Raw genomic sequence first — 26,976 nt, 5'->3', positions numbered from 1 at the left:
CTATGGCGGCCCGAGACGGCAGTAGAGTCTTGCGCGGTCCTTCAGCATGTCCGCCCCATAACACGCGCCTCTCGCGAAGGGAAAGAACGGCCGAAAACCATTGCGTGATACAAGGCCGCGCGGCGTTTACGGTCCTGCAAGCGAAATGTACGAAATTAAACCGAGTCGTACTGCCGGAAGAGACGTGTCGCCCCGATGTTACAGAGCGAAATCGATGCGAACCGGTTTCGTCCCTGGTACAGACTTTCGTTGCCGCCCGACCTCGAAGCGCGGTTTCGGGCCGGGGACGACGGGGGCTCGGGCACCTACATCCGCTCCTGGCTCCTCGTCTTCATCCTGTTCAACATCCTGTCGCTGAAGCTCGACTACGAGGTGTTCGGACCGGACGCGTTCGCCGTTCCGGCCTTCCTCACCCTCGGGGTGTTCACGCCGGTCGCCTGCCTGGCGATCCTGTCCCTGAAGGACCGCCCCTCACCCCTGCGCCGAACCGTGGCGGCGACGGTGACGAGCCTGCTCGACATGGCCATCGTCCTCAACGGCGCCCGGACGGTGCCGGACGGGCATGCCGACGTCTACATGGTCCTCGCGGTGATCGTGCCCCTCGTGGTCGGCCTCATCGCCGCCCTGTCGTTCCGGCACAGCCTCGTGTTCTGCGGCCTCTCGTTCGCGCTCTACCTCGGCTGGGTGGTGGCCCTGCACGAGGGTGACCTCGCCGGGAACGGCCTGCCGCTCCTCGTGGCGAGCCTGATCCTGGTTCCGATCAAGGTGAGTTTCTCGCGAGAGCGGCAGGAGAAGCAGGCGTTCCTCCTGCGGCTCTCCGTGGAAGCGCAGGCCGCCGAACTGACGCAGGCCAATGCCCGCCTCAAGGTCCTGTCGGAGATCGACGCCCTCACGGGCCTCGCCAATCGGCGCGTCTTCGACGCGACCCTGGCTGCGGCGTGGGACCGGGCCGAGGATTGGTGCTGCGTGGTCGCCATCGACATCGACCGCTTCAAGGACCTGAACGACACGGCGGGCCACCCCGAAGGCGACCGCTGTCTCGCCGCCATCGCGGCCGCCCTCGACGGGCCGACGCGGGCGGCGGGGGGCCTCCTCGCGCGCTACGGCGGCGAGGAGTTCACGGCCTTCGTTCCCGCCTGCACTCCGGAAGACGCCCTCGACTTCGGCGAGCGCCTGCGAGCGGCCGTGGAGACCATCGGCTTCCGCTATCGCAAGAACGGCCGCGACCGGACGGTCACCGTCAGTGTCGGGATCACCGCCGCCCATGGTGCGACACGGGCCTGCGGCGTTCGGCCCTCCGGTTTGCTCAAGGTTGCCGATCTCGCGCTCTACGACGCCAAGAGCCGGGGCCGGAACCGCGTCGAGGCCCGACCCGTCCTGCCTGACGCCGCCAACCGCGATGCCGGACCGCGAGACGGGATCTCGGGCGCGTACTCCGATGCCGGGTCCGGCGCCTATTCGGCCGCGTTCTCGTAGGGCGCCGCCGCCTCGCCGAGGAAGCCGCCGGACTGGCGCTGCCACAGACGGGCGTATAGACCGCCCGAGCGGATGAGGGCCGCATGGGTCCCCTCCTCGACGATGCGCCCGGCCTCGATGACGATGAGCCGGTCGAGGGCCGCGATGGTCGAGAGGCGGTGGGCGATGGCCAGCACGGTCTTGCCCTGCATCAGGGTGTCGAGGCTGTCCTGGATCGCCGCCTCGACTTGGCTGTCGAGGGCCGAGGTCGCCTCGTCGAGGATCAGGATCGGCGCATCCTTGAGGATCACCCGCGCGATGGCGATGCGCTGGCGCTGGCCGCCGGACAGCTTGACCCCGCGCTCGCCGACCTGGGCGTCGTAGCCGGTGCGGCCCTTGTGATCGACGAGGGCGCGGATGAAGGTATCGGCCTCCGCCAGACGCGCCGCCCGCTCGACCTCCGCCAGGGTGGCATCGGGGCGTCCGTAGGCGATGTTGTCCCGGATCGAGCGGTGCAGGAGCGAGGTGTCCTGGGTCACCATGGCGATGGCGCTGCGCAGGGACCCTTGCGTGACCTCGGCGATGTCCTGGCCGTCGACCAGAATGCGGCCACTCTCCAGGTCGTGCAGGCGCAGCAGCAGCGCCGTGATGGTGGTCTTGCCCGCGCCGCTCACGCCGACGAGCCCCACCTTCTCGCCCGCCCGAATGTGGAGGTTCAAACGCTCGATGATGCTGGAATCATCGCGCCCATAGTGAAAACTCACGTCCTCGAAGCGGATGTCGCCGCCGGTGACCCGCAGGGTGGCGGCCTCGGGCCGGTCGGTGATGGCGTGCGGACGCGCGATGGTCTGCATGCTCTCCTGGATCACCCCGACATTCTCGAAGATGCCGCGCACGGTCTGCATCACCCAGCCCGACATGGCCATGAGGCGCAGCACCAGGGCGAGGCCGGCCGCCGCTTCGCCCGTTGTCATGCCGCCACGCTGCCACAGGACGAGACAGACGCCCGCCGTGGAGACGATGAGGGCGCTGTTGAGGACGCCCAGCACCGTGGTGGTGGAGCTGACGAGGCGGAACTGGTGCAGGTAGGCGCGTGTGTGAATGTCGACGGCGTCGCGCACCGCCGCGCGCTCCTCGCGGTCGCGGGCGAACAGCTTCACGGTGAGGATGTTGGTGTAGCTGTCGACGATGCGCCCGATGAGGGCCGAGCGGGTGTCGGCCGTGACCAGCGACCGGGTGCGGGCGCGGGGCACGAACCAGCGGGTGAGGAAGCCGTAGGCCAGCACCCACAGGACCACCGGCAGGGCGAGCCACAGGGAGATGGACCCGAACAGGCCCACCGCCGTCACGGCGTAGATCGCCACGTACAGGAGCGTGTCGATGAACACGACGGCGAGTTCGCGCACCGCCGGCCCGACCTGCACGACGCGGTTGGCGAGCCGCCCGGCGAAATCCGCCTGGAAATAGGAAAGCGAGTGGCCGAGCGTGTAGAGATGCGTGCGCCAGCGGATCTGGTTCGTCACCTGGGGCACGATGAGCTGGTTCGACAGGATCTCGTGCAGCCAGATCGTGATCGGCCGCACCACCAGCACCAACCCGGCGGCGAGCAGGATCTTGGTGCCGTGATCGGCCCAGAACGTCGCCCGATCGGCGGTGTTGAGGAGGTCGATGAACCAGCCCATGAGCAGGTAGAGCGACGCCTCGACGGTGCCGGCGACGATCGCCACCAGGAACAAGGCGAGGAGCGCCGCCCGCACGGGCTTCAGGTAGAAGCCGGCGAAGCCCAGCACGGTCTTGGGCGGCATGCGCCCGTCATCGAACGGCGCGAACGGTTCGATGCGGCGCTCGAGCCAGTCGAGAAACATGAGATGTCCGATATGCGGTTGCGGCAGCGCCCTTATAGCTAGGCAGCGTAGGGCCCCTGCCAACCGGAGGCGATGCCGCACGAGAATCCGCCTGCCTTACTTGGTGCTTCCATCCGATACGCCAGCCACCCCTTCCCCAACCGCGACGTCGCCCATGCTCCGCCTCGCCCTCTACCAGCCAGATATTCCGCAGAACACCGGCACCCTGCTGCGCCTCGCGGCCTGCCTCGGGATCGCCGTCGAGATCATCGAGCCGGCCGGGTTCGACGTGTCGGACCGGCACCTGCGCCGCTCGGGGCTGGACTACCTCGACCACGTGACGATCACGCGCCACCGCTCGTGGACCGCGTTCGACGGGTGGCGCCGGCAAGCCGGCCTGCGCCTCGTCCTGGCGACGACGCAGGGCGCCCTGCCGTACGGCGACTTCGCCTACGGCTCGGACGATTGCCTGCTCATGGGCCGGGAATCCGCCGGGGTGCCGGATTCCGTCCATGCGGCCGCCGATGCCCGGGTGGTGGTGCCGATCCGGCCCGGATTGCGCTCCCTCAACGTCGCCGTCTGCGCCGCCATGATCCTCGGCGAGGGCCTGCGCCAGACGGACGGTTTCCCGGGCGGCGCGCAAGCGCCTATTTGAACGCCGTGCATAAACGCACTTGAACACTGTTCAATCCGTGGCAATCTCCTCCTCGACGGCAGCGCCCGTCGCTCGGGAGACCGCCCCATGTTCAACCTGTTTCGAACCCTCGCCCGTGGCGCCGCCGCCCAGGCCCGGGAAGACCTCATCGACCGCAACGCCCTGCTGATCCTCGACCAGCAGATCCGCGAGACCCGCGTCTCCCTGGAGCGCAGCCGCATGGCCCTGGCGACGGCGGTGGCCGGCGACACGTCCGAGGCCCGCCGCCTCGCCGAGGTGGAGAGCCGCGCCAGGGACCTCGAAGACCGGGCCGTCGCCGCCCTCGACGCCGGCCGCGAGGACCTCGCTCGGGACGCCGCCGACGCCATTGCCGAACTCGAATCCGAAGCCGAGGCCATCCGCACCGCGCGGACGCGGTTCGCCCGCGAACTCACCCGCATCCGCGCCGTGGTGAGCGACGCCACCCGCCGGCAGGCGGAACTGGAGCGGGGCCGGCGCATCGCGGCGGCGGCCGAATCCGCCCGCCGCCTCGGCGTCGCCGCCGCACCGGAGGACCGCGCCACCCTGCGGGAAGCCGAGGCGACCCTGGCCCGCCTGCGCAGCCTCCAGGCGCACGCCGCGGACACCGAAGCGGCCCTGGCCGAAGCCGAGTCGGGCGCCGACATCGCCGAGCGTTTGGAGCGCGAAGGGTTTGGGAAAGCGACGCGTCCGACGGGAAGCGCGGTGCTCGAACGCCTACGCCAGCGCGCGACCGCCCAAGCCTGATCCACGCACTTGCCCTGCGAAATAACCCCTTCAAAAAGGACCGATCCCATGACCAACGAAACCACGCAGCATTCCGGCGCCTGGGTCGCCTTCACCTACGCGTCGTTCCTCGGCGCCGCCCTGATGGTGGCGCTCGGCATCCTGTTCATGCCCATCGACATCTGGATGAAGGGCTACTTCGCCATGGGGGTGATCATGCTGGTCCAGTCGTGCATCACCGCCACCAAGACGGTCCGCGACGTCCACGAGGGCCGCCGCATGGTCAACCGCATCGAGGACGCCAAGACCGAGCGCCTGCTGATGTCGGTCGGCAAGGATTGAGGGCGCGGTGACGGCGAGGCGACGGCGAGGATTGAACCGCCGGGATCGATATGGGACATCGGGGCCATGACGCGCCCCGACACGCCCTTCACGCCCCTGCCCGAAGCCGAGCTGACGGCCCTCAAGGGCGAGGCGACGGCGTGGTTCACCACCCTGCGCGACCGCATCGTCGCCGCCCTGGAGACCCTGGAGGACGAGGCGACGGGGCCGTTCCACGAGGACGCGCCGGCCGAGGCCGGACGATTCGAGAAGACGCCCTGGGAGCGCACGGATCACACCGGCAAGCCCGGCGGCGGCGGCACCATGGCGATCCTCAAGGGGCGGGTGTTCGAGAAGGCCGGCGTCCACGTCTCGGCGGTGCACGGCGAGTTCGCGCCGGAGTTCCGGGCGCAGATGCCGGGGGCCGCGGAGGATCCGCGCTTCTTCGCCACCGGCATCTCGCTCATCGCCCATCCGTGGAACCCGAACGCGCCCACGGTCCACATGAACACCCGGTTCGTGGCCACCACGCGGACGTGGTTCGGCGGCGGCGCCGACCTGACGCCGGTCCTCGACCGCCGGCGCAACCAGGACGACCCCGACACGCTCACCTTCCACGCCGCCATGAAGGCGGCCTGCGACGCCCATGCGCCGGCCGCCGACTACGCCCGCTACAAGGCGTGGTGCGAGGAGTACTTCTATCTGCCGCACCGCAAGGAGCCGCGCGGCATCGGCGGGATCTTCTACGATTATCATTGGACCGGCGATCCGGCGGCGGATCTCGCCTACACCCGCGACGTGGGCGGGGCCTTCCTCGAGGCCTATCCGGCGATCATGCGCGCCAACATGGGCACGCCCTGGACGGAGGCGGACCGGCTGGAGCAGCAGGTCCGGCGCGGGCGCTACGTCGAGTTCAACCTGCTGCACGACCGCGGCACCATCTTCGGCCTCAAGACCGGCGGCAACGTCGCGTCGATCCTGTCGTCCCTGCCGCCGACCGTGCGCTGGCCGTGAGCGAGACCGCGCTGCCGACCCGGTTCGCGCCGCAGCAGGATGCGGCGCTGAAAGCCATCGCCGACTGGCGCAAGGGCGGGGGCGCCCAGGTGTTCCGCCTGTTCGGCTATGCGGGCACCGGCAAGACCACGCTGGCCCGCCGCATCGCCGACGACGTCGACGGTACCGTGGTGTTCGGCGCCTTCACGGGCAAGGCGGCCTCGGTGATGCGGTCGAAGGGCTGCCACGACGCGGCGACGATCCACAGCCTGATCTACCGCACCAAGGAGACGGAGGACGGCGGCCCCGCCTTCACCCTCAACCGCACCGGGCCCATCGCCAAGGCCGAACTCGTCATCATCGACGAGTGCTCCATGGTGGATTCCGACCTCGGCAACGACCTCCTGTCCTTCGACAAGCCCGTGCTGGTGCTGGGCGATCCGGCGCAGCTGCCGCCCGTGCGCGGCGGCGGCTTCTTCACCGAGGCCGAGCCCGACGTGATGCTCACGGAGGTCCATCGCCAGGCCGCCGACGACCCCATCGTCCGCATGGCGATGACGATCCGCGAGGGCGGCCGCCTCACCCTCGGCGAGTACGGCCGCAGCCGCGTGGTCTCCCGGCGCAGCCTCGACCCCAACGAAGTGATCGCGGCCGACCAAGTGCTCGTCGGCATGAACAAGACCCGGCGGCTCTACAACAATCGCCTGCGCGAGATCGCCGGCCACACCGACCCGATGCCGGCGGTGGGCGAGAAGCTCGTCTGTCTCCGGAACGACCGCACCAAGGGCCTGCTCAACGGCTCGACCTGGACGGTGCAGGCCCAGCGCGCGGCCCAGCGCCCCGACACGATCCGCCTCGACGTGGTGCCGGACGACGATCCGGCGCTCCGCCGCCGCCCCGTGGACATCAAGGTGCTGCGCGCGGTGATGTCCGGCTCCGAGGAGGAGATCCCGGCCTTCCTCCGCCGCGAGACCGACGAGTTCACCTACGGCTACGCGCTTACCGTCCATAAAGCACAGGGCTCGCAATGGGACAGCGTGGTCCTGTTCGACGAATCCTTCGCCTTCCGCGAGCACCGGGCGCGCTGGCTCTACACCGGCCTGACCCGGGCGGCGCAGGCGATCACGGTGGTGATGTAGGACCGCGCGACGCGGCAAGAACGCCTCGTGAAACCAATCGCGAAGGTTGCGGACATGCGGGATTGTTGCCCGACCAAAGTCTGTCCGAAGACGAGCGGCCAGCTCATCAAATCCTCGCCACGACCGGATATAAACCAATGAATTCATGGACCGCTTGCGTCCGGATCGACGCCGACGCTCCGCGGAACTCAACACATGATCGAGCCGTATCGCAGAACACATTTACGTTCCTGTACTTCCGATCGCCGATGCCGAATGGTTGTGCGAAATAATCACCTTGGGTTGATGGCCGTCCATGACTGCAACCACGCCAAACGAAGCCGACCGTCTGGCCGATCTTCGTGCACTCGCCCTCGTCGGGACGCCGCCGGAGCCGCATTTCGATGCCGTCTGCCGGACGGCTCAGGCACTGTTCGGCGTTCCGATCTGCCTCGTCACCCTCGTCGATGAACACGAGCAGTGGTTCAAGGCCAAGTGCGGTCTGGCCCTGGAAGGCACGTCGCGCGCGGTGTCCTTCTGCAGTCATGCCATCCTCTCGGACGCGGTCATGGTGGTCGAAGACGCGGAGAACGACCCTCGATTCGCCTCGAATCCCCTTGTCACGGGCGCGCCGCATATCCGTTTCTACGCGGGCGCCCCACTGATCCTGCGACCGGGAGTCCGGGTCGGCACCCTGTGCCTGATCGGCACGAAGGCTCGGGCCCTCACCGATGCGGAGGCACGCCAACTCGAGGATCTAGCGCGCGTCGTCGTGGCTCACCTGCGCCTCCGCGGCGCCTTGCGGGCCGGAGAAGCCGCCGCCGAGCAACGTGCCCTCGATGTCGCCGCCCGCAGGAACGCCGAGCAGGCGGCGGCCGAGAGCGAGGCGCGCTACCGTGAAGCCCTGGACTCGACCCACGATGCCATCCTGGGCCAACTCGTCGAGGGGGTCATCGTCACCGACGGCAACGGCCGCATCACCCTCGTCAACGAAGCAGCGGGCAGGATTCTCGGGACGGTCCATCTCGACGTGACGCCCGATCAGTACAGCGACGCCTACCGCGTCTTCACCGAGGACGGTGCGCCCTACGATTCGCAGAACCTGCCCCTGGCACGTGCCGTTCGGGGCGAGACGGTCCTGGATGCCCGCTGGCGGGTCCGGCGGCCGGACGACACCGAAGTGCTGGGCATCGGCAGCGCCCGGCCGCTGCTGACCCGTGACGGACGGCAGATCGGCGCCGTCATGACGCTTCGGGACGACACCGCGCGCGATGCCGCCGAGCGGGCGCTTCGGGCGAGCGAGACGGAGCTGCGCGGATTGAACGCCACCCTGAGCGAGCGGGTCGCCGCCCGGACGCATGATGCCGAAACGGCCAAGCGGGAGGCCGAGCGGGCGAGCCTCGCCAAGACCGAGTTCCTGGCCTCCATGAGCCATGAGATCCGGACGCCCCTGAATGCGATCATCGGCTTCACCGACGTGATGATCGCCTCGGATCGGCTTCCCCCGGACCTCCGGCACCAGGCCGAACTCGTACGCACCTGCGGGTCGGCGTTGCTGACGATCGTCAACGACATCCTGGACTTCTCGAAGGTCGAGGCCGGAGCCGTCGTGCTGGACCGGCAGGCTTTCGATCCACGGGTGCTGATCGACAACTGCCTCAGCATCGTTCGAGGCTCCGCGGACCAGAAAGGCCTGGATGTCAGGGCGATGATCGACTCCGCTTTGCCCCCAAGCCTGAACGGAGACCAGGCGCGCCTCCGGCAGGTCCTGCTGAACCTCCTGAACAACGCGATCAAGTTCACGGCGCACGGCTCCGTGACACTCAATGCCCAGTACGAGGGTACCGGGGAAACCGGCGAGCGCCTGCGCTTCAGCGTGGAGGATACGGGGATCGGCATCGCCCGCGCGAAGCAGGATCGCCTGTTTCAGCGCTTCTCGCAGATCGACGGCTCCATCGAGCGGAACTTCGGTGGGAGCGGCCTCGGCCTTGCCATCTGCAAGCAGCTGGTCGACCTCATGGGCGGCGAGATCGGCGTCCGCTCCGAGGAGGGCATGGGTGCAAGGTTCTGGTTCGCCCTGACACTGCCGCTCGGGACCGGCGAACCGTCGGCGCCGCGCGCCAGTTGCCCCCCCATCGCGCAGCGGCCCGGGCGGATCCTTCTCGTGGAGGACAACCGGATCAACCAGGACCTCGCCCGGGCGGTCCTCGAGGTCGCGGGCCATGCCGTCGAGATCGTTGCGGACGGAGCCTCCGCCATCCGCGCCGTGGCCGAAGGGTGCTACGATCTGATCCTGATGGACGTGCAGATGCCGGGTATGGATGGCATGACGGCGACCCGGCACATCCGTGCGCTCGGGGCCGAAGCGGCCACGATCCCCATCCTGGCGATGACCGCCAACGTGCTGCCGGACCAGATCCGGATGTTCCGGGCAGCCGGCATGGACGATCACGTGGGTAAGCCCTTCGCCCGGGCGGACCTCTATCGCATCATCGATCGGTGGCTGTCGCGGGCGCCGGCCCGGACGACCCGATCCGACCCGCTTGCCACGGGCGTCGATCGGAGCGGCGAGGATTTGAGCCTGCTCGATCGAAGCGCCTACGACGCCATGATCGGCGTGATCGGCCGTGGGCCCGTCCACGACGCCCTGGGGATGCTCGCCGAGGAACTGGACGCGCGCTTCACCACGGCCGGGGAGACCGCGGCGGACCGGGATCAGCTGCGCTTCGAAGCGCATACCTGTGTGTCGTCCGCCGGCACGCTGGGTTTCCTCGCGCTCTCGAATGCCTGCCATGCCGTGGAGCTCTGCAGCGAGCAACGGATCGCCAGCGAAGGATCGGCGGTCTTCCAGGACCTGTTGGACGAAGCCCGTGGTCTGGCCCGGAGATCGGCGAGGCATGCCTTGCGGGTGGCGGCCCAGCCGCCAAGCCACGCGTCGGTCCATGCGGGTGTCGAGCGTCGCAACTGACGCCGATGCGCTTCACGCAGCGACGGAATCCGGTCCCGACGGCGCCGGTACCCGCATCCGCTCGGTGATCGCCGCCAGGGTGTCGGTGGTCAGGATTTCGATGGTCGCCAGGGTCTCGGCGTCGGGCGGGACACCGCCCGAGCGGGCGTCCTCCTCCAGGACGGCGAGGCGTGCCGCCAAGGCCCGGCCGCCGATGTTCAGACTCATGGACTTGAGGCTGTGGGCCGCACTGGCGAGCGCGGGCGCGTCGCCCGCCGCGCAAGCCGCCGCGATCTCCACCAGGGCGACGGGGGCGTGCTCGGCGTAGAGGGCGACGATACGCTCGGCGAACCCGCTGCCGGCGGATAGTGCCATTTCGACGAGGCCGTTCACCACCTCGTCGTCGAGGAGGCCATCGGGCTCGGCACCGGGGGCATCGGGCGCGACTGCATCGCAACCCATCCCAGCGGGATCGAGAACGCGCGACAGCATCGCGGCGAGGGCCGCCAGGGTGAAGGGTTTGGTCAGGGTCCCGTCCATGCCGGCGTCGCGCCAGGCCTCGGCCGCCGCGCCGATCACGTGGGCGGTGAGCGCCACGATGGGGATGCGCCGGCCGGACGAAGCCTCTTCGGCCCGGATCGCGCGGGCGGCGTCGTAGCCGTCGAGCACCGGCATGCTGCCGTCCATGAGGACGAGATCGAACGCCTGCGCGCGGCACGCCTCCACGGCCTCGCGCCCGTCGACCACCGTGACGATCCGCGTGATGCCGCAGCGTGCCAGGGCCGCGCAGGCAACCTCGCGGTTGACGGCGCTGTCGTCGGCCACCAGCACCCGTGCGCCGGGGAACTGCGCCAGGGCGGCACCGGCGAGCGCGGTCCGCGCCGCTGCGGCGAAGGGGGCGCCGCTGGCCAGGGCGCCGAGGGCCCGGTCCCATTCGTCCTGAACCACGGGCCAGCGGAGGAGGTCGTCGGCGAAGCCCGCCCCCAGCACCGTGCCGGCGGCCGGATCGCCCATGCGGGCGATTGCGAGCACCCGGCCCGTCGCCGACGGACGGCGACCGAGGGCGACGAGATCGGCCGCATCGGCGATCCAGTGGGCGGTCGCGGCCTGCGGCGCATCGGCGGCGACCGGCACGAAGCCGGCCGCGACCAGGCGCTCGCACAGGCTCGCGACGCTGGCGGCGCCCGCGTGCGCCACGACGACGAATTCCGGGATGCCGTCGGCGCGCCGATCTGCCCGGACCGCATCGTCCACGGCCTCCAGGGGGAGTTCGGCCCAGAAGGTCGAGCCCTCGCCCAGGACGCTGTCGACCCCCATGGTGCCGCCCATGGCCAGCGCGAGTCGGTGGGCGATGGAGAGGCCGAGGCCGGTGCCGCCGAAGCGGCGTGTGGTGGATTGGTCGGCCTGCGAGAAGGCCGAGAAGATGGTGCCGACCTTCGACGCGGGAATGCCGATCCCGGTGTCGCGCACGCTGAGGCGCAGGCGGTCCGGGCCGGCGCGTTCGAGGCGCACCAGCACGTGGCCTTGCGGCGTGAATTTCAGGGCGTTGTTGACGAAGTTCGAGAGGATCTGCCCCAGGCGCACGGGATCGCCGACGATCTGACGGGGCACGTCGGGCGCGATGAAGGCCGCGAGATCGAGATTCGCTTCGCGGGCCTTCTCGGCGAACAGCGACACCACCGTATCGACGATCTCGGCCGGCGCGAGTGCGATGCGCTCGAGGTCGATCTTGCCGGCCTCGACCTTGGCGAAATCGAGGATGTCGTTGATGATGGCCAGCAGATTCTGGCCCGAACGGGCGATGACCTCGGCGTAGCGCTTCTGCCGGTCGGGCAGGTCGGCGGCGGCGAGCAGTTCCGCCATCACCAGCATGCCGTTCAGGGGCGTGCGGATCTCGTGGCTCATGGTGGCGAGGAAGGACGATTTCGCGCCGTTGGCGGCTTCGGCCGCCTCCTTGGCCTCGTGCAGGTCGGCCGTGCGCGCGGCGATGTCGCTTTCCAGGCGCTCCATGTGGCGGGCGAGGCGGTCGCCGCGCTCGCGCACGGTGCCCAGCAGGGTGTTGAAGGTGCGAGCCAGCACGCCGACCTCGTCGTCGCGCACGATGCGGGCGACCTCGCCGTAATCCTCGGCCGCGCGGACCCGGTCCATGGTGGCGGCGAGTTCGGCGATGGGCTGTGTGATGGAGCGGTGCAGGCCGTACGAGACGGCGAGGCCGAGGGCCAGCGCCAGGGCCGAGGCCAGAGCCGACGCCTTCAGGATCGTGAGGAGCCGGTCGATCAGGTCGGTGGTGTCGGCGACGAGCACGAGGGTTCCGACGGTGAGGCCGGCATGCAGGATCGCGACGCGCACCTGCGCGGTCCGGCTGCCGAGCAGCCACAGGGGCGAGCCGCCGGCATCGAGGTCGATGTCGCTGTCGAGGCGGATGGCGAGCCCCTGGTCCGCCAGGGTCGAGCCGTCCGGGCGCTCGATGCCCGCGTAGACGAGGTCGGGCCGGCGGGCGATGGCGCTGAGCGTGCGCGTCGCCTCCGCGGCATCGCCCTCGGAGACGGCCCGGGCGCTCGACGCGGCGAAGACCTGCGCGATGGTCGAGAGGGCGTCGCGCTTGGCCTCGGCGTAGCGATGGACCTCCTGCCACAGGTTGAACGCCGCCGCCGCCGCGAGGGCGAGGGCGACGGACGCGAACACCGCCAGCGCCAGCCGCCCCGCGAGGGAGCGGAACACGGGCAGGCGCCGAGGGCGCGCGGACGCGGCCGGCGCGGTCACTGGGAGAGCTCCGTGTTGGCCGAACTCGGGCCGACGCCCCGGGGCACCGGAACGTCGGTGGCGCCGTACCGGGCGTTGAGGACGAGGTTGGGGCCGTCGTACAGGTTGATGAGCCGGGCGATGATCACCGTGTAGGCGGATTGATCGGCCACCGGCCTCTTCGAATCGATGATGAGGCGACCCGAAGGCAGGTAGATGGTGCCGAGCAGGGTCCGCGCCTCGTCGCTGATGATGCGGTATTCGCGCAACGGCAGCGGCCCGCCGGGCGGCGGCTTCGGCTTGCCCTTGCCGCCCAGCGGCGGCGGGAGTTCCACCACGAGGCCGACCACACCCGTGGCGAGATTGCCGACGCCGTTGACAACGCCGCCGACGCCCCCGAGGAGGGAGCCGACGAGGGAGCTGGACACGGCCTCGGCGACGAGGTTCCGCTCCTCGAAGAACAGCAATCCGCGCATGGGCTCTTCCTTGGGCGCGGTGAGGCTGATGACGCTCTTCTCGTCGAACAGCAGGCCCGCCCGCGGGCCGGTGAAGTAGAAGCCGACGTTGACCCCCTCCAGGGAGCTCTTCTTGTCGACCACCAGGGGCCCGTCCTTCATCACGTAGACCCCCGGCCGGAGCGTCACCGTCGCGCCCTTGGTGATGTGGAGGCCGCCGCAATAGGTTCCCGGATTCAGGGTCGCCACGGTGGTGACGATGTTCTTGCCGTAGGCCGGATTGTCGGGGTCCTCGACGTACTTCTTCGGGTTGAGCAGGCTCCCGAGGTCGAGGCACGGCTCGATCCTCGGAGCCGGGAGGTGCGCGAGGGGGTCGCGCATGACCGGACAGCCCGTGGCGGGCTGGGGTGAGAAGTTCGCCCGTCCGGCATAGCCGCCGGCCGAGCAGATCGAGATGGCCTGCGCCACAGCGGCGTTCTCGCCCTGGATGCCGGCGGGATTGATCGAGTTCGAGTAGAGCGAGCAATCCGAGGCGGTGATCCGCGCGGCACTCTCGAGGTGGAACGCGCCCATGGACAGGCCGTCCAGGGCGAGGAGGCACAGGCGGGTGGTGCCGGCGAGCTTGGCCGTCGACTGGACCCGGACGTCCAGGCTCGGCAGGTTCAGGAGCCGGCCGAGGGTGAGGACGATGGTCTCCGAGAGGGTGACGCGCACGCCGGAATGCGTACCCACCACCTCCGCCGCCGCCGCGACGGGACGCTGGTTCCCGGCCTGGGCGCGGGCCATGGCGATGGCGGTGCGGACCGCGCTGGCATCGTCGGTGTTGGCGAGCTTGAACTGGTTGACGCCCGCGATGGCGCCGCTGTCGGCCGCGCGCTGGAGCTCGGACCGGCGCTTGACCAGGGACCCGTATTCCACGGCCGCGGCGCTCATCCCCGTCACGACGGGAAGCAGCAGCGCGAAGATCAACACGATGCCGCCGCGCTTGTCCCTGGCGAATTCGGCGAACGACCGGCTCATCTTTCAGCTCCCATGCCTAGGAATGGGCACGGACCGGTTGAGATTGAATAAACCTCGCGAAGTTGCGCCGCCGAGGCGAGACAACTTCGAACATCTATCCTGATAAATTTTAAGGTTATCGGATAACGAACACGTTATCGTCGGCGGATCGATGCTGGCGCACACGGTGAATTAACCGCCGCCATGCGATCCCGTTGCGAGCGTGTCGCCGTCGCGCCGCGCGCAGGTTCCCCTCACGCCCGTGTTTCCGCCCGCCGCTCACCGCCGAACACGAAGCTGCGCGGCTCCGGATGCAACGGAGGCCGGGCACGCGGGCGAGACACGTCCCATCGGGGCGCATCGACGAGTCCGGGGTCTGGCCGGGCGGTTGCGCCGGGACACGGGCGGGGCCGCGGCCGTCGAGTTCGCCGTGGTGATCGTCCCGCTCTTCGTGGTCATTCTGTTCGTCCTCGAGAACGCCCTCGTGCACTGGATCACGGCCTCCCTCGACAACGGCCTCGACAGCGCGATGCGGCAATTCTACGTCCGCGCCGACGGCTCGGGCGGCTCGCCCCTCGACGGGGTCCGCACGGAGCTGTGCCGGCAGGTCGCTCCCTTCGTGAAATGCGACGCCCTCAAGGTCGATGTCGCTGCCTACGACAGCTTCGCCAGCGTCGACCGCGCCTCTCCGGTCGATGCCGCCACGAAGGACTGGCGGCCGGGCTTCGGGACCCAGCACGGGTGCCTGCTGAAGGGCAGCGTCGTCGTGGTCCAGGCGGCGCTGGCCCAGCACACGTTCCAGCCCTTCGGGATCGCCCCGGGCCAGTTCCGAGACGGCAGCCGCCTCATCAATGCGGCGGCGGTGATCCAGCTCGAAGGCAATTCCCCCGTCGCGAGCGGATGCTGAGCCGGGCCGCACGGAGCGCAGCGCGTCGCCTCGCCGGGCAACGCGACGGCGTGGCCATCGTCGAGTTCGCCCTCCTGATCCCGGTCCTGCTGCTGCTCTACTTCGGCACCGTCGAGATCACCAACGTCCTGCGCCACGCGCGCAAGCTCGACATCCTGTCCCGCACCATCGGCGATACCCTGTCCCAGCGCACCCGTCCGACCTCGGCGGAGGTCGAGGACATCTTCCGGGCGGCCGCCATCGTTCTCGCGCCCTACGCCGCCGACGGGGTCCGCATCACCATCAGCGCCGTCGGCGTCCCCGGCGTCCCCGGCGGCACCGAGCCCGGGCCCCTGCGGGTGTGCTCGAGCGCGGCGGCGTCCGGTTCGCCCCTGCGCGCGCCCGAGGCCCCGGCGCCGGTGAGCGACGCCGAGGCGACCCAGCCCGCCGGCACCCGGCTCATCCTCGTCGAGATCACCAGCACCTACCGGCCCGTCTCGGGGCCGGGCGTGTTCCGGGACGCGGTGTCGGGCCTCGACCTCGTGCGCAAGACCCTGTGGCCCGTGCGCTACGGCCGGCGCTACGCCAGCGAAAGTCCCGAGATCGTGCTGCCGGGTGGGCTGCCCTGCCCGCCCTGAGGCCCGTCCGGTGAAGCGAAATGGCGCCGGCCGGAAGATTTCATTCACCCTGTGGCACGCGACGGGCAGCCAAGACGGCGCCGATAGTCCAGAAAACGAGCGCGGCCGCACGGCACGGCGGGGGCTCGGCCCCCGGGCGTACGATGGCGGTCCGGGATCTCAAGGCCACGCGATGTTCGTTCTCGTCCTCGACGACGCCCCCCTGAACAACATGCTGATGGCCGAGGCCATCCGGACGATTCCGGACTGCACCGTGCGCGACTTCACGCGGCCGGCGGACGCCCTGGCCTTCGTCGCCGCCAATGCCGACGCCATCGGGCTGGCGATCTCGGATTACGACATGCCGGGCATGAACGGCGTCGCGTTCATCCGCGCCGCTCGCGCCGTGCCGGGCTTCGAGCACGTTCCGGTGGTGATGGTGACGAGCCTCGACCAGCGCAGCCTGCGCCGGGAGGCCCTGGAGGCCGGCGCCACGGATTTCCTGGCCAAGCCCTTCGACCCCATCGAGATCCGCGCACGGGTGTCGAACCTGCTCGCCCTCAACCGCGCCCGCATCGGAGAACGGGAGCGCGCCGCCTGGCTCGACCGCGAGGTCAAGGCGGCCACCGCCCTCATCGCCGCCCGCGAGCGCGAGATCGTGCTGATGCTGATGAAGGCCGCCGAGCATCGCGACAATGAGACCGGCAACCACGTCGCGCGGGTGGCCGGGCTCGTCGCCCTCATCGCCCGCGGCCTCGACCTGCCCGACGCCGAGGTCGAGCAGCTCAGCCTCGCCTCGACCATGCACGACGTCGGCAAGATCAGCGTGCCGGACACCATCCTGCTGAAACCCGGCCCCCTGACGCCCGAAGAGCGCACCGAGATGGAGCGCCACGCCGAGCGCGGCCGTCGCATCCTCGAGGGTTCGTCGTCCCTCCTCATGCAGCGCGCCGCCGAGATCGCCGCCACGCATCACGAGCGCTGGGACGGCAGCGGCTACCCGGCGGGCCTCGCCGGCGAGGCGATTCCCCTGTCGGGCCGCATCGTCGCCGTGGCCGACGTGTTCGACGCCCTCACCTCCGACCGGCCCTACAAGAAGGCCTGGAGCGAGCGGGAAGCCCTCAACCACATCCTGGCCAACGCCGGCTCGCATTTCGACCCGGCCTGCGTCGCGGCCTTCGCCCGGATGCTGCCGAAGGGTGGGACGCCGGCCTGATCCCGTCCCCGGTTGGCGCCCGGCGGCCCGACGACCTATCTCCCGGTCGGACACGCACACGGGAGAGCCCCTTTGACACACGAATCCGGCGGCCCGCCGCAGATGCACGCGACGACGATCTTGATGGTGCGCAAGGGCGGGCGCGTCGTCATCGGCGGCGACGGTCAGGTCAGCCTCGGCCAGACCATCGTGAAGGGCAACGCCCGCAAGGTGCGGCGGCTGGCCAAGGGCGCGGTGATCGGCGGCTTCGCCGGCGCCACGGCCGACGCCTTCACGCTGTTCGAACGGCTGGAAGCCAAGCTCGAACAGTATCCGGGCCAGCTCACCCGCGCCTGCGTCGAGCTCACCAAGGATTGGCGCACGGACCGCTACCTGCGCCGCCTCGAAGCCATGATGCTGGTCGCCGACCGCGAGGTCAGCCTGCTGCTCTCGGGGTCCGGCGATGTCCTCGAGCCGGAGCACGGCGTCATGGCCATCGGTTCGGGTGGCAACTACGCCCTTGCCGCCGCCCGCGCCCTCGAAGATGGACAGCACGACGCAGAAACCATCGTCCGGCGGGCGATGGGGATCGCGGCCGAAATCTGCGTCTATACGAATCACAGTCTCGTCATCGAGGCTTTGGATGCATGATCGACTGAGCGAAGTCTCGTACGATTAACGAACCTTTCCGAGATTCCCCCCAAACTGACGCGAAAAGCTGTTCTGGGGAGTCGAAGATCATGCGGATCAGGGCGAAGATTCTGGCGTTCGTCATCGCCTGCAGCGCGGTGACGCTTCTCGTGGCGGGCGTCGGGGTCTTCACCCTGCGGGCGTTCGACACCGCCATCGAGCAGGGGCGTCTCGCGACCCAACGCGCCCTCGACGCCGCCCGGCTCAACCGCCACGTCACCACCATCGCCCTCGAGTCCCGCGGGATCTACGCCGCCAAGGACACCGCCGATGCGGTGAAATACGCCGCGCGCCTGCGCCAGAACCTCACGGACATGAACGCGGTCCTGGCGGCCTGGCCGGCCCGCCTCACGCCGGCCGAGGAGGCGCTGTTCGCCAAGGTGGCCGAAGGGGCCGCCGCCTTCACGCCGCTGCGCCTCGAGACCGCGCGCCTCGGCACCGAGGTCTCGCCGAAGGCCGCCGCCGACCAGGGCTTCACGGAAGCGAACCGCGCCAATCGGCAGGCCTACCAGGACAGCATCGACGCCCTGGTGGCCGACAGCCTGTCCCGCCTCACCGCCATCGAGCGCGCCACCGACAGCCTCTACGATCAGCGCATCGTGCTCCTCGTCGCCCTCGCGATCGGGGGGCCCCTCGCCTGCCTGCTCATCGGCGTCGGCGTCGGCAACAGCCAGATCGCCCGCCCCCTGGTGGGCGTCGCCGCCGCGATCCGGCGCCTGTCCGAAGGCGATCACCAGCTCGCCGCCATGACGCCGCGCCGCGACGAGATCGGCGACATCCAGCGCAGCATGGCGGTGTTCGCCACCGCCATGCGGCAGGCCGAGACCCTGCGGATCGATGGGGACCGGGCCTCCACGGATGCGAGCGCGCGGCGCCGGGCCGATCGGGTCGACCTCGCCGATCGGTTCCAGGGCAGCGTCGGCGGCCTCGTCGGCACCCTGTCGGGGGCGGCCGCCGCCCTGGAGGAGACCGCCCGGACGATGGCCCGCAACGCCGAGCACGCCGACGCCCAGTCGAGCGCCGTCATGCAGGCGGCCAATGCCACCGCCCTCAACGTCCAGGCGGTGGCGGCGGCGACCGAGGAACTCGCCGCCACCGCCGACGCCATCGGCCAGCAGGTGGCGCACACCTCGGCCGCCGCCGCCGGCGCCGTGGAGAGCGCCCGGCGCACCCATGCGCGGGTCGACGTGCTCGCCGGCAGCGCCGCCCGTATCGGCGATGTCGTTGCCTTGATCTCGAACATCGCCGGCCAGACCAATCTTCTCGCCCTCAACGCCACCATCGAGGCGGCCCGTGCCGGCGAGGCCGGGCGCGGCTTCGCCGTGGTCGCCGCCGAGGTGAAGGACCTGGCGTCCCAGACCGCCCAGGCGACACAGGAGATCACCGCCCAGATCGCCACGATCCAGGCCGCGACCCGCGAGACCGTCGAGGCCATCGCGGAGATCGGGACCACCATCGGCAGCGTCCACGGCATCGCCCAGGGGGTGGCCGCCGCCGTCGAGGAGCAGCAGACCGCCACCCAGGCCATCGCCCGCAGCATCTCCGACGCCGCCCACGGCACCCAGGAGGTGACCCGGACCATGGGGCAGGTGCGCGCCGCCGCGGCCGAAGTCGGCACGGGCGCTGCCCGGGTCCTCGGCGCGGCGGCCGAACTCGCGCGCCAGACCACCACCCTCGACGGCGAGGTCACGGGCTTCGTCGGCACCATCCGGGCGGCCTGACCCCGCGTCCGGGCGGCGTGAGCCCGGCCGCACCCTGGTAAGGCAGCCCCGGCGCGCTTAAGTCGGCAGCGTGGAACAGCCCCCGACCGCCTCCGCCCTCGCCCTCCCGGGCGACGGCCCGCTGCCGAATCATGCGGTGCTCCTGCGCGCCGGGGTGGCACGCGGGATCATCACCGACGATCAGGCCCTGGCCCTCGACCGATTGGCGCGCGAGGACGTCGCCGCCCAGGACGAGCCCCGCGACGACGAGCGCCTGCGGTTCGTCACGGGGTTCGCCGATATCTTTGTGACCCTTGGCCTCGTACTGTTCTTCGGCACCACCGGTCATCTCGGGATAGATCGGCTGGGGCCGGTCGGCGGTTACGGTCTAGTCGCCCTCGAGGCCTGGATGCTCGCGGAGTTCTTCACGCGACGCAGACGCATGGCCTTGCCGAGCATCGTCCTACTCGTGGTCTTCGCACTGGCGACCTATAACGCCGCCGGCTTCACACTGGTCGATCCGGATACGGAGGCCTCACGGGGGACGACGTTGTTCGATCTCGTGTTTCGCGGTCATCCGGAAGCGCGGCCGTTGATTGGTGCCGGCCTCGTCACGCTGCTTCTCGTGGGGCTGCATTACTGGCGCTTCAGGGTGCCCATCACCATCGCGGCGGGAACGGCGGCCCTGATCGGCCTGCTGCTTGGTCTCGTCGCCGCCGTCGATCCGTTCTTCGCCTACGACCGGCTGCCCTGGCTGCTGAGTGCCGCGGGCCTCGGGACCTTCGCGCTTGCGATGCGTTTCGACCTGTCGGATCCCCGGCGGTTGACGCGCCGGACCGACATCGCCTTCTGGCTCCACCTCCTTGCGGCCCCGATGATCGTCCATCCGGTACTCAGCGCTGTCGCGAATGGGAACACCTCGCAGATCGGCTTGGCCTTTCCAATACTCGCCATCGTCCTCGGGTTAGCCTGCGTTGCCCTTGTGACGGACCGGCGGGCGATTCTCGTGTCGAGCCTGGTCTATGCCGGCCTTTCGTTCGACGCCCTCCTGCGTGAGATCGGAATCACGGGCAACGTTCTGCCCTTGGCGCTCCTCGCCCTCGGCACCTTCATCCTTCTTCTGAGCGCCGGCTGGCATCCCCTGCGGGCCCGAATCCTGCGCGCCCTCCCCCGCCCCTGGGCAGCCCGGCTGCCGCACCCGATCGGAGCGTGATGACCAGTTTCTCCCCCCGCGAGATCGTCTCGGAACTCGATCGCTTCATCGTCGGCCAGGCCGACGCCAAGCGCGCCGTCGCCATCGCGCTGCGCAACCGCTGGCGCCGCCAGCAACTGACCGGCCCGCTTCGCGAAGAGGTCGCGCCGAAGAACATCCTGATGATCGGCCCCACCGGCTGCGGCAAGACCGAGATCGCCCGCCGCCTCGCGCGCCTGGCCGGCGCGCCGTTCCTCAAGATCGAGGCCACGAAGTTCACCGAGGTCGGCTATGTCGGCCGCGACGTGGAGCAGATCGTGCGCGACCTCGTGGAGGTCGGCATCGGCCTGAAGCGCGAGGAGAAGCGCCGGGCCGTGAAGGCCAAGGCCGAGGCGGCGGCCGAGGCCCGCATCCTCGATGCCCTGGTGGGCCCCACCTCCGGTCAGGCCACCCGCGACAGCTTCCGCAAGAAGCTGCGGGCGAGCGAACTCGACGACAAGGAGGTCGAGATCGAACTCAGCGGCAACCCGTCCGGCGGCCTGCCGATGTTCGAGATCCCGGGCATGCCGGGTGCGTCCATGGGCGCGGTCAACCTCGGCGACATGCTCGGCAAGGCGCTCAGCGGCCAGAAGGGCAAGCCCCGGCGGATGACCGTGAAGGAGGCCTACGCGCCCCTGCTGGCCGAGGAATCCGACAAGCTCGTCGACACCGAATCCCTCACCCAGGAGGCGATCCGCGAGGTCGAGGACAACGGCATCGTCTTCCTCGATGAGATCGACAAGATCTGCGCCAAGGAGGGTCGCTCGTCCGCCGACGTGTCCCGCGAGGGCGTGCAGCGCGATCTGCTGCCGTTGATCGAGGGGACCACGGTGGCGACGAAGCACGGGCCGGTGAAGACCGACCACATCCTGTTCATCGCCAGCGGCGCCTTCCACGTCTCGAAGCCGTCCGACCTCCTGCCGGAATTGCAAGGGCGCCTGCCGATCCGCGTCGAGCTGCAGCCCCTCACGGTGGAGGATTTCAAGCAGATCCTCACCACCACGGAGGCGAGCCTGCTGAAGCAGACCGTGGCGCTGATGCAGACCGAGGGCGTGACCCTCGAATTCAGCGACGACGCGGTGGATGCCCTGGCCAAGGTCGCGGTGGACGTGAACAACTCGGTGGAGAACATCGGCGCCCGCCGCCTCCAGACGGTGCTGGAGCGCGTCATCGACGAAATCTCGTTCACCGCCACCGACCGGTCCGGCGAGACCGTGCCCATCGACGCCGCCTACGTCCGCGCGCGGGTCGAGAGCCTGGCGGCGAATGCGGACCTGAGCCGGTTCATCCTGTGAGGCGGCAGGGCGTCAGCCGGTTCATCCTGTGAGGCAGCAGGGCGTCAGCCCTGCCAGACCTCGCCCGGCCGGAACGCCCGGAAGCGCTCCGGCGCGATCCCGTTCTCGGCGCACGCCACCGCCAGGGCCTCGACGGGTTGCTCGATCCCCTCGTCGGTGAGCTGGAAGCTCCCCCAATGGTGGCCGATCATCTGGTCGGCGCCGAGGAGCAGGCCGGCCGCCACCGCCTCGGCGGGGTCCATGTGTTGGTCGCGCATGAACCAGCGCGGCTCGTAGGCGCCGATGGGCAGGGTGGCGAGGCGCGGCGGCCCGAACCGGGTGCGGGCCTCGGCGAAGATCGCCCCGCCGCGAAATCCGGTGTCGCCCGAATGGTAGTGCACGCCCACCGGCGTCGTCAGCACGAACGAGCACCACAAGGCCATGCGCTTGTCGTTGAGCCCACGCGCCGACCAGTGATTGGCTGGCGTGACATGCACCGTGAGGCCGCCGCCGAGGTCGATCGCTTCGCCCCAGTCGCGGGTCTCCACATGCATGGTGTCGTCGTAGGCCCGCAGGATCGCGTCGTTGCCCAGCGGCGCCAGAATGAGCGGCTGATGCGCCTGCCACAGGCGCGCGACGGTGGGGCCGTCGAGGTGGTCGTAGTGGTTGTGGGTGATCAGGACCACGTCGATGGGCGGGAGGTCGGCATAGGCGATGCCGGGCGGGTTGACGCGCTTGGGGCCCGCGAACCGCACCGGGCTGGCCCGGTTCGCGTAGACCGGGTCGACCAGGATGTTGCGCCCCGCCACCTGGAACAGGTAGCTCGCGTGCCCGATGAGGGTGACGCGCAGTCCCGCGAACCGCTCGGGCGGCCGGTCCTGGAACGGGCTCGGATGGTGCTTCGGCCACAGGGCCCGCACCGGACTGTAGATGCCGCGCCGGCGGCGCCAGCGGGCGATGTCCGAGAGATCCTTGTCGGCGGGCTGGTCCGGCCCGTGGAAGCGCAGGCCGTCGAAATGATCGCTCTTCGGCCCCCGGTAATACGGGTTGCGCGTGCGCTTGTGCGCCGCATAGCCGACGCCCCCGAGGGTCATCACCGTGGCGGCGCTGAGGGCCGTGATCAGATCGTTGCGCTTCATCCACCCGAGATGGCTGGTGCACGCGGCCGTTCAAGCGGCCACGCTGCGGTTCAAGAGCGCCAGCGCAGTTCCTGCGTCGCTAGGGGATTGCGGAACGGCCGGCCCTCGCGGGCGGCGGCGAGGGCCTCGCGCTTCAGGCGGAAGTACCATTGCGAGGGCAGATCGCCCTGGCCGAACAGCACCATGGTGGGCTTCCGGTCGAGGCCGGCTTGGGCGTGCTGGAGCACCTGCTGGTCCTGGGTCAGGAACTGGCGCATCAGCGGGCGGGCCACGGGCTTCAGCAGGTTCAGCGCCGGCATGTTCCAGTACAGGGCGTTGGTCAGCAGGGTGCGGTTGTGGGTGAGCGGCGTGGCGAAGGTGTAGTTCGCCACGCGCTTGGCCCCCGCCACGATCCGCTCCAGCCGCACGCCGGGCAGGCGGAACTCGATCTCCACCGCCGGGGCGCCGCCGAGCAGCCGATAGACCGGCGAACTCGTGGTGGTGGCGTGGCTCGTCATGGTGAAGCCGTGCGGCGTCGGCGTGAAGGTCTTCACCTTCTCGCGCAGTTCCTTCGACGGGCGGAACCACCAGGAATCGTGCACGAACGCGACGTGGCCGGGATCGACGAGACTCAAGGTGGTGAGATCGAACGAGGCCTCGACTACGAGTTCGATGACGACACGGCCGGCGGCCTCGAACCCGAGTTCGGGCAGGGCCGGCACGTCGGTGCCGGACGGGCTCCCAAGATACGAATTGACCCAGGCGAAGCCCGCGCTCTCGCGGACGGGGAAGCGCTGCACCGCGATCTTCGAAAAATCGGCGGCGTCGGAGGAGGACAGGGTCGGCACGTCGCGGCAGCGCCCGTCGGTGCCGAAGCGCCAGCCGTGGAACGGGCAGGTCAGGGCGCCGCCGTCGAAGCGGCCCTTCGACAGGGCCATGCCGCGGTGGGGGCAGCGATCCCGGAGTGCGAAGGCGGCTCCGGCGGTGTCGCGGCCGAGGACGATCTGCTCGCCGTTGAGTTCCACCGCCTTGAGGCTGCCGGGCTTCAGACCGTCGGAGCGGGCGACGCAGTACCACGCGTCGCCGAGCGGCTGGCGCATGGCATCGGGATCGAGGGCGGCCTCGTCGGGCGCCGGAGCGCGCGGGCTGGGGCTGGCGGACATGGCGGGTTCCGGGCACGCCCTCCCGGGCGGGTGCCAGCGTCTTAGACTTGGGGCCTCGCCGTGGCCAGTCGACTTCAAGTCCACCTCGGCCCGCCCGGGTCTGGAGGGGAGCGGCGGAAGGGCGCAACCGAGGCCCTTTTCAAACCCCGATCCGACCCCTACCTTGCCCTCAGTCGCAACGAACGAAAGGAGGTGATCCAGTGTCTCATTGTCATCAGCCGCTCTCCCCGGCCACCCTGACCTGGACCGTCGCCTCCGGCGCTGCCTACTAGCGCCTCGGCGGGAAGAACAAGGGATCGGCCGGACAACGAGTGGTCCGGCAATGGAAGGCCCGCCCCGAAAGGGGCGGGCCTTCGGCCTGTCTGGCGCGCCTGCGGCTTGCCTGAAGACGAGCCTGCGGCTTTGCCTTGGATGTCGGTTCAGCGACGCTGGAACAAGGGCTGGGCCAGGGTCTCGGCCCGGGCCATCCAGAGATCCCGCTCCGAGCGGGCCTGAGCGAGCTCCTCGGCGTTGGCGTTGATCTTGGTGCGCATCTCGCGCATTTCGCTGGCGGCGGCGGCCGTGAGGGCCTTGAGCTGATCGCGCTCGGCGCGGACCTCGTCGAGGGCCTGCATTTCGGACTCGACATGGCCACGCAGGCCCCGCAGCTCGTCCGCCAGGACTGCCTGGAGGCTGTCGTAGCGCTCGAACTCGACCTTCAGCTTGGCCTTCAGCATCAGATTCTCGGCCATCAGGTCCGAGAGATCGGTCTCGGAATCGACGAGGGGCGCCGGCGTCGCCGCGCTCGGTGCGACGACGCGGGGGGTCCAGGCCGGGGCCTCGGCCTGCGGCTCGGCCACCTCTTCGACGGGCTGCGGCATGCCGGCGGGGCGCGAGGCCTGCGCCGCCTGGGTGGCCGTCACCGCCTTCATCGCGGCGAGCCAATCCCGGAGCGGACCCGGCTGGGGACGACCCGGCTGATCGTTGGGCGGGAATTGGCGGGCGGGTTCCGACATCGGATGTGTCCTCGGCTTTCGCGAGCATCCGATCAAAATATGCTTAACGAAGTGTGAAATTCGGCGCGCGAACCGTTACGGGCGGCTCCGATGTTTGGGGTGGCACCCGGCGAATGCCGGGATGGTCGTCGCGCTGTCCGGAACAGGGTATCGAGGCCTCCCCGTCGCCGGAGCCAACGACCATGTTCCTCGAAGCCCCAGAATTGCGGGCCCTGCCGGGCCTGCGCCACGCCTTCTTCACCCGGGAGGGCGGCGTCTCGGACGGGCTCTACGCCTCTCTCAACGGCGGCCTCGGCTCGGCCGACGATCCGGCGCGTGTCACCGAGAACCGGTCCCGGATGTGCACGGCCCTCGGCGTGGCACCGGAGAACCTCGCCAGCCTGTATCAGGTCCATTCCGCCAAGGCCGTGGTGGTGGAGGCCCCCATTCCCCACGCGGCGCGGCCGCAGGCCGACGCCATGGTGACGCGGGTGCGCGGCCTCGCGCTCGGAATCGCCACGGCCGATTGCGGACCGATCCTGTTCGCCGACGCGGAGAATGGCGTCGTCGGCGCCGCCCATGCCGGCTGGAAAGGCGCTCTCACGGGCGTGATCGAGGCGACGGTCCAGGGTATGGAAGGGTTGGGCGCGCGCCGGCCCGGCATCGTCGCCGTGCTCGGGCCGACGATCGCGCAGGCCGCCTACGAGGTCGGCCCCGACTTCATCGCGCGCTTCCGGGTCGAAGCCCCCGGATGCGAAGCGTTCCTGGGTGCCGGAGAACGGCCCGACCACGCGCAGTTCGATCTGCCGGGGTTCATCGCCGCCCGCCTGGCCGAGGCCGGCATCGTCCAGGCCTCCAGTCTCGGGCTCTGCACCTATGCCGACGCGGAGCGCTTCTACAGCTTCCGCCGCGCGACCCACCGCCACGAGGCCGATTACGGCCGGCTGATTTCGGCCATCACCCTCGTCTGATCACCTTGAGGCCAGGTGCGACAATCTGGCAGAACTTTTGATGCAACGAATCGCGTCGAGGGTTGAACCTTGGCCATTGGCGCGCGTTGGCCCGGCGAGTTACCAGAAGATCGAGGCGGGCACCGCCACAATGGGGCCGCCTTCCCGGCAAGCGACGTGTTCGCAAAGCCACAGCTTCTTCCGGTCGACTGGACTAAAGACGGGGAACTGCACCGGATGCCTCCAAAAGGAGCGGCGGGGCGAATTGGTAGAGGACCATACTATGAAATCCATTCTTCGCGGCGCCACCGCGCTCGCCGGCATCCTTATCGCCGGTTCTTCTTTCGCCGCCGACCTTCCGCGCCGTGCGGCTCCGCCGGTGTTCGTGCCGGTGCCGGTGTTCACCTGGACGGGCTTCTACGCCGGTTTCAACGCCGGTTACGGCTTCGACGCTTACGGCTTCGACGCNCGAGGCCGTGACCACCGCGCTCGTTCACAATGCGAGGGACGTCGCCAGACCTTCCGCGCCGTGCGGCTCCGCCGGTGTTCGTGCCGGTGCCGGTGTTCACCTGGACGGGCTTCTACGCCGGTTTCAACGCCGGTTACGGCTTCGACGCTTCCAGCAACAGCGCCCCGACCGTCATCGGCGTGAACAGCGCCAGCACCCTGGTTCTGCCGGGCACCACCCAGGCGATCGCCTTCGGCAACGGCCGCAGCAACGACGGCTTCGTCGGCGGTGGCCAGATCGGCTACAACTACCAGTTCACCCCGGGCTCCGGCTTCGTCGTCGGCGTCGAGGCCGACGCCCAGTACGTCGACTTCGGGCGTGAGCGGAACCGCTTCTCCGCCACCGGCCCCCTCGCCGCCCAGCAGGTCTTCAACCCGGCCGGCTTCAACCCGGCCGG

21 protein-coding genes and 2 pseudogenes are annotated in these 26,976 nt (G+C 69.9%); 17 read left to right on the top strand and 6 right to left on the bottom strand.

Translation table 11 applies throughout. The features are described 5' to 3' along the window. The first annotated feature begins 195 nt into the window (after positions 1-195). A complete protein-coding gene (locus ASF22_RS20115) occupies positions 196-1,476 on the top strand; it encodes a GGDEF domain-containing protein (RefSeq protein ID WP_082483876.1) in 1,281 nt (426 codons plus the stop codon). Here ASF22_RS20115 and ASF22_RS20110 read toward each other — a convergent pair. Continuing rightward, on the bottom strand, positions 1,455-3,320 hold the full coding sequence (locus ASF22_RS20110) for an ABC transporter ATP-binding protein (RefSeq protein ID WP_056267632.1): 1,866 nt from the start codon (positions 3,318-3,320) through the stop codon (positions 1,455-1,457). The two genes, ASF22_RS20115 and ASF22_RS20110, sit on opposite strands and share 22 nt — an antisense overlap. Positions 3,321-3,474: 154 nt before the next feature. Between ASF22_RS20110 and ASF22_RS20105 the strand changes: the two genes are divergently transcribed. The 6 genes from ASF22_RS20105 to ASF22_RS20080 all read left to right on the top strand — a co-directional run bounded on the left by ASF22_RS20105 (position 3,475) and on the right by ASF22_RS20080 (position 10,098). Continuing rightward, entirely contained in the window at positions 3,475-3,954 is a 480-nt protein-coding gene (locus ASF22_RS20105) for a tRNA (cytidine(34)-2'-O)-methyltransferase (RefSeq protein WP_056267630.1), read from the top strand. An 87-nt stretch (positions 3,955-4,041) separates the two neighbouring features. Next, positions 4,042-4,719: a PspA/IM30 family protein gene (locus ASF22_RS20100; RefSeq protein WP_056267627.1), complete on the top strand. Its 678-nt coding sequence runs from the start codon at positions 4,042-4,044 to the stop codon at positions 4,717-4,719. Between the two features lie 48 nt (positions 4,720-4,767). Beyond that, a complete protein-coding gene (locus ASF22_RS20095; protein WP_056175765.1) occupies positions 4,768-5,040 on the top strand; it encodes a YiaA/YiaB family inner membrane protein in 273 nt (90 codons plus the stop codon). Positions 5,041-5,106: 66 nt separating this feature from the next. Then, positions 5,107-6,033 carry an oxygen-dependent coproporphyrinogen oxidase gene (gene hemF / locus ASF22_RS20090; RefSeq protein ID WP_056267624.1) on the top strand — a complete coding sequence of 309 codons (927 nt, stop codon included), beginning with the start codon at positions 5,107-5,109 and terminating at the stop codon, positions 6,031-6,033. Then, entirely contained in the window at positions 6,030-7,151 is a 1,122-nt protein-coding gene (locus tag ASF22_RS20085) for an AAA family ATPase (RefSeq protein ID WP_056267622.1), read from the top strand. Before hemF ends, ASF22_RS20085 begins: the two co-directional genes overlap by 4 nt. A 295-nt stretch (positions 7,152-7,446) precedes the next feature. Next, positions 7,447-10,098 carry an ATP-binding protein gene (locus ASF22_RS20080; protein WP_056267619.1) on the top strand — a complete coding sequence of 884 codons (2,652 nt, stop codon included), beginning with the start codon at positions 7,447-7,449 and terminating at the stop codon, positions 10,096-10,098. Between the two features lie 12 nt (positions 10,099-10,110). On the opposite strand, the gene ASF22_RS20075 is transcribed toward ASF22_RS20080, so the two are convergent. Both ASF22_RS20075 and ASF22_RS20070 read right to left on the bottom strand, forming a co-directional pair. Then, positions 10,111-12,840: an ATP-binding protein gene (locus tag ASF22_RS20075; RefSeq protein WP_244474356.1), complete on the bottom strand. Its 2,730-nt coding sequence runs from the start codon at positions 12,838-12,840 to the stop codon at positions 10,111-10,113. Beyond that, positions 12,837-14,294: a TadE/TadG family type IV pilus assembly protein gene (locus tag ASF22_RS20070; RefSeq protein WP_056267617.1), complete on the bottom strand. Its 1,458-nt coding sequence runs from the start codon at positions 14,292-14,294 to the stop codon at positions 12,837-12,839. The genes ASF22_RS20075 and ASF22_RS20070 overlap by 4 nt, the downstream gene beginning before the upstream one ends. Positions 14,295-14,661: 367 nt before the next feature. Here ASF22_RS20070 and ASF22_RS24255 point away from each other — a divergent pair, with 367 nt between their 5' ends. From ASF22_RS24255 to hslU, 7 genes are all read left to right on the top strand, one after another. Continuing rightward, positions 14,662-15,180, top strand: a complete 519-nt coding sequence (locus ASF22_RS24255; RefSeq protein WP_056175753.1) for a TadE/TadG family type IV pilus assembly protein — start codon at positions 14,662-14,664, stop codon at positions 15,178-15,180. Beyond that, positions 15,174-15,797, top strand: coding sequence for a TadE/TadG family type IV pilus assembly protein (locus tag ASF22_RS23485; protein WP_056267614.1), 624 nt, complete (start codon positions 15,174-15,176; stop codon positions 15,795-15,797). The genes ASF22_RS24255 and ASF22_RS23485 overlap by 7 nt, the downstream gene beginning before the upstream one ends. Before the next feature lie 172 nt (positions 15,798-15,969). After that, entirely contained in the window at positions 15,970-16,992 is a 1,023-nt protein-coding gene (locus ASF22_RS20055) for an HD domain-containing phosphohydrolase (RefSeq protein WP_056175746.1), read from the top strand. 102 nt (positions 16,993-17,094) lie between these two features. After that, on the top strand, positions 17,095-17,622 hold the full coding sequence (hslV, locus tag ASF22_RS20050; RefSeq protein ID WP_056175741.1) for an ATP-dependent protease subunit HslV: 528 nt from the start codon (positions 17,095-17,097) through the stop codon (positions 17,620-17,622). A gap of 89 nt (positions 17,623-17,711) precedes the next feature. After that, positions 17,712-19,382, top strand: coding sequence for a methyl-accepting chemotaxis protein (locus ASF22_RS20045; protein WP_056267611.1), 1,671 nt, complete (start codon positions 17,712-17,714; stop codon positions 19,380-19,382). A 70-nt stretch (positions 19,383-19,452) separates the two neighbouring features. Then, entirely contained in the window at positions 19,453-20,574 is a 1,122-nt protein-coding gene (locus tag ASF22_RS20040; RefSeq protein WP_244474355.1) for a hypothetical protein, read from the top strand. Further along, positions 20,574-21,887, top strand: coding sequence for an ATP-dependent protease ATPase subunit HslU (gene hslU / locus ASF22_RS20035; RefSeq protein WP_056267608.1), 1,314 nt, complete (start codon positions 20,574-20,576; stop codon positions 21,885-21,887). The genes ASF22_RS20040 and hslU overlap by 1 nt, the downstream gene beginning before the upstream one ends. Positions 21,888-21,931: 44 nt before the next feature. Here hslU and ASF22_RS20030 read toward each other — a convergent pair whose 3' ends face one another. The 3 genes from ASF22_RS20030 to ASF22_RS20020 all read right to left on the bottom strand — a co-directional run bounded on the left by ASF22_RS20030 (position 21,932) and on the right by ASF22_RS20020 (position 25,142). Further along, positions 21,932-23,005 (bottom strand): MBL fold metallo-hydrolase, encoded by a 1,074-nt coding sequence (locus ASF22_RS20030; protein WP_056267605.1) that lies wholly within the window; start codon positions 23,003-23,005, stop codon positions 21,932-21,934. A gap of 50 nt (positions 23,006-23,055) precedes the next feature. Beyond that, positions 23,056-24,147: an aromatic ring-hydroxylating dioxygenase subunit alpha gene (locus tag ASF22_RS20025; protein ID WP_056267601.1), complete on the bottom strand. Its 1,092-nt coding sequence runs from the start codon at positions 24,145-24,147 to the stop codon at positions 23,056-23,058. Between the two features lie 419 nt (positions 24,148-24,566). Further along, positions 24,567-25,142: a hypothetical protein gene (locus ASF22_RS20020; protein ID WP_082479369.1), complete on the bottom strand. Its 576-nt coding sequence runs from the start codon at positions 25,140-25,142 to the stop codon at positions 24,567-24,569. 182 nt (positions 25,143-25,324) lie between these two features. On the opposite strand from ASF22_RS20020, the gene pgeF reads away from it, so the two are divergent. The 3 genes and pseudogenes from pgeF to ASF22_RS20010 all read left to right on the top strand — a co-directional run. Beyond that, a complete protein-coding gene (gene pgeF, locus ASF22_RS20015; RefSeq protein WP_056267598.1) occupies positions 25,325-26,092 on the top strand; it encodes a peptidoglycan editing factor PgeF in 768 nt (255 codons plus the stop codon). 262 nt (positions 26,093-26,354) lie between these two features. Next, positions 26,355-26,539 (top strand): annotated as a pseudogene (locus ASF22_RS25085) (porin family protein); the annotation flags it as partial. A gap of 30 nt (positions 26,540-26,569) precedes the next feature. Continuing rightward, positions 26,570-26,976 (top strand): annotated as a pseudogene (locus tag ASF22_RS20010) (porin family protein); the annotation flags it as partial.

This window comes from Methylobacterium sp. Leaf87 (assembly GCF_001422775.1).
Lineage (GTDB): Bacteria > Pseudomonadota > Alphaproteobacteria > Rhizobiales > Beijerinckiaceae > Methylobacterium.
The sequence above is the reverse complement of the archived record's forward strand: the minus strand, read 5'-3'. Positions and strand labels throughout refer to the sequence as shown.

What these genes read in the sequence shown, in the direction of transcription:
- ASF22_RS20115 (WP_082483876.1), top strand. Translation starts at nt 196, where the DNA reads ATGTTACAGAGCGAAATCGATGCGAACCGGTTTCGTCCCTGGTACAGA.
- ASF22_RS20110 (WP_056267632.1), bottom strand. Translation starts at nt 3,320, where the DNA reads ATGTTTCTCGACTGGCTCGAGCGCCGCATCGAACCGTTCGCGCCGTTC.
- ASF22_RS20105 (WP_056267630.1), top strand. Translation starts at nt 3,475, where the DNA reads ATGCTCCGCCTCGCCCTCTACCAGCCAGATATTCCGCAGAACACCGGC.
- ASF22_RS20100 (WP_056267627.1), top strand. Translation starts at nt 4,042, where the DNA reads ATGTTCAACCTGTTTCGAACCCTCGCCCGTGGCGCCGCCGCCCAGGCC.
- ASF22_RS20095 (WP_056175765.1), top strand. Translation starts at nt 4,768, where the DNA reads ATGACCAACGAAACCACGCAGCATTCCGGCGCCTGGGTCGCCTTCACC.
- hemF (WP_056267624.1), top strand. Translation starts at nt 5,107, where the DNA reads ATGACGCGCCCCGACACGCCCTTCACGCCCCTGCCCGAAGCCGAGCTG.
- ASF22_RS20080 (WP_056267619.1), top strand. Translation starts at nt 7,447, where the DNA reads ATGACTGCAACCACGCCAAACGAAGCCGACCGTCTGGCCGATCTTCGT.
- ASF22_RS20070 (WP_056267617.1), bottom strand. Translation starts at nt 14,294, where the DNA reads ATGAGCCGGTCGTTCGCCGAATTCGCCAGGGACAAGCGCGGCGGCATC.
- ASF22_RS23485 (WP_056267614.1), top strand. Translation starts at nt 15,174, where the DNA reads ATGCTGAGCCGGGCCGCACGGAGCGCAGCGCGTCGCCTCGCCGGGCAA.
- ASF22_RS20055 (WP_056175746.1), top strand. Translation starts at nt 15,970, where the DNA reads ATGTTCGTTCTCGTCCTCGACGACGCCCCCCTGAACAACATGCTGATG.
- hslV (WP_056175741.1), top strand. Translation starts at nt 17,095, where the DNA reads ATGCACGCGACGACGATCTTGATGGTGCGCAAGGGCGGGCGCGTCGTC.
- ASF22_RS20045 (WP_056267611.1), top strand. Translation starts at nt 17,712, where the DNA reads ATGCGGATCAGGGCGAAGATTCTGGCGTTCGTCATCGCCTGCAGCGCG.
- hslU (WP_056267608.1), top strand. Translation starts at nt 20,574, where the DNA reads ATGACCAGTTTCTCCCCCCGCGAGATCGTCTCGGAACTCGATCGCTTC.
- ASF22_RS20030 (WP_056267605.1), bottom strand. Translation starts at nt 23,005, where the DNA reads ATGAAGCGCAACGATCTGATCACGGCCCTCAGCGCCGCCACGGTGATG.
- ASF22_RS20025 (WP_056267601.1), bottom strand. Translation starts at nt 24,147, where the DNA reads ATGTCCGCCAGCCCCAGCCCGCGCGCTCCGGCGCCCGACGAGGCCGCC.
- ASF22_RS20020 (WP_082479369.1), bottom strand. Translation starts at nt 25,142, where the DNA reads ATGTCGGAACCCGCCCGCCAATTCCCGCCCAACGATCAGCCGGGTCGT.
- pgeF (WP_056267598.1), top strand. Translation starts at nt 25,325, where the DNA reads ATGTTCCTCGAAGCCCCAGAATTGCGGGCCCTGCCGGGCCTGCGCCAC.